Raw genomic sequence first — 1,784 nt, forward strand, 5'->3', positions numbered from 1 at the left:
TTGGTGTCATTTTTCAACTGCAAGAAGGCACCTTGATAATCGCCTTCCATCCGCACCGTCAAATTGGTGTTCGCCAGGGCAGCCATCACTTCGCCTGTCTCTTTTAGGCCACGATCTACAGTATCCACCAAGGCATTCACATTGTTGCTTAGCTGTGCCAATTCTGGATCAGGCACATCCATGTCCACCCGTTGTGAAAAGTCACCAGCCGACGCGGCGCCCACAACACTGCGGAAAGACGCTTGCAACTCGTCCATCATCTTTGACCGTTTCAAAACTTCTTGTTGGCGAATGGCTTCTTCTTCACCAAGTTTTGCAACCCGTATGGCGTTCTCAAGGAACACTTCCAACGCACGTGTCAAAACGCCAATTTCACTCTTCGAGCTATCTGGCTTAATCTCGATATCGAGTTTGCCTTCGCCCAATTCTTCCGCATTATCTGACAGGCGTTTCAATGGCACTGAAATTGACCGACCAATAACCAGGCCCGCGCCAAGCATCATGATCGTGGCCAAAGCGATAATGCCAAATGAAGAATATAATGTGATTTGGTTTACAGTGTTCAATTCAGCCGCAGCGGTGGCAGCACGTGTTTCCGCTTCTTTTGCCAATGAAGAGACCTGAGGCGACAGCGCTTGGAAGTCAGCGTCAAGCTCTGCAACCTTGGCCGACAATTCAGTATCCACGACGGCAAATTCATCAAAGGTCGATTTATATTGATCAATCAAGCTGGAAATCTGAGTCTTGTCAGCTGCCGGAAGATTGCTATCAACAAGCAACGCATTGAATTCAGACACTCGGTCTGACAGACGCGTAATATATTTCTCACCACCCCGAATAATGAAATCTTTCTCATGGCGGCGCATCATCAAAATTTTGACGGTCAATGCATCCAAATTGGCCGCGTTGACTTTTTCTTCAGCGCTTTGCACGGCAGCGCGAAGGTCCCCTCTTAAGCCCTCTTCTTCGGAATAGCCGATCTGTTCAACCAAGATCTGGACCTCACCAAACACCCCTGATTGTTTGGCAACTCCATCCGCAACCGATTGAACCATCGCGGCAAGCTCAGGCTCGACGACCAGTTCGTCCAACAGGGCAAACTCTGTCGCGATCTCGGCATGTTCTGCCTCAATCAGCGCCACCTTGTCATCATTCGGTGCGTTCATGAAATCACGTTCCATTGTTCGGATTTCAAGAACCGAGCTTTGAATATGTTGTGCAGCAGTGCTGATCTGCTCAAAGCGTGTCTCTTTTAGCTTTACATCATTGGTCACGAAGTAACTAAAAAGATAGCCCCCACCCAAAAGGGCAAAAAGCAACGTACCAGCAATTGTCAAAAGCTGGATGCGGGATCCAATGGTCATTTTATTTAATGCACTGAAGATACTCATTTTTATCTCATTTTTCACATTTAGGGAGGCGCTGACGGGTAGACACATTCAGAACAAATTAATTTAAACCAAAAACCGCTTAAGAAATTGTTTCGCTATGATACAATTCTAAAACTCGTTCCAGTCTTGGCTTATGTCCACCGCCTGATTACCCCGTTGCGGAACAGGCTTTGCAGCCAATTTCGGTTTAGATTCAAACTGTTGAATGTTTGCGGGCTTTGTCGGTTCTATTTTGCGCTCACCACCCTTTTCGGTCACGAATACCTCAACAATATTATCGAGTTCATTGGCCTGGTTCTCGGTTTGCTCAATCGCCGCATTGGTTTCTTCCACCAAAGCCGCATTGTGCTGGGTGGTCTCATCCATGTCGCGAACCGCTTGGTTAATCTGCTC

At 47.4% G+C, this 1,784-nt stretch carries 1 protein-coding gene and 1 pseudogene; both read right to left on the bottom strand.

Going from position 1 to position 1,784, the window contains the following annotated elements; translation table 11 throughout:
- The coding region (locus G549_RS0117640) for a HAMP domain-containing protein (RefSeq protein ID WP_027836118.1) at nucleotides 1–1,364 on the bottom strand (1,364 nt) is incomplete at its 3' end.
- A 135-nt stretch (nucleotides 1,365–1,499) separates the two neighbouring features.
- Nucleotides 1,500–1,784: pseudogene (locus G549_RS21965) on the bottom strand (methyl-accepting chemotaxis protein); the annotation flags it as partial.

The organism is Maritalea myrionectae DSM 19524 (genome assembly GCF_000423365.1).
GTDB classification, from domain to species: Bacteria; Pseudomonadota; Alphaproteobacteria; order Rhizobiales; family Devosiaceae; genus Maritalea; species Maritalea myrionectae.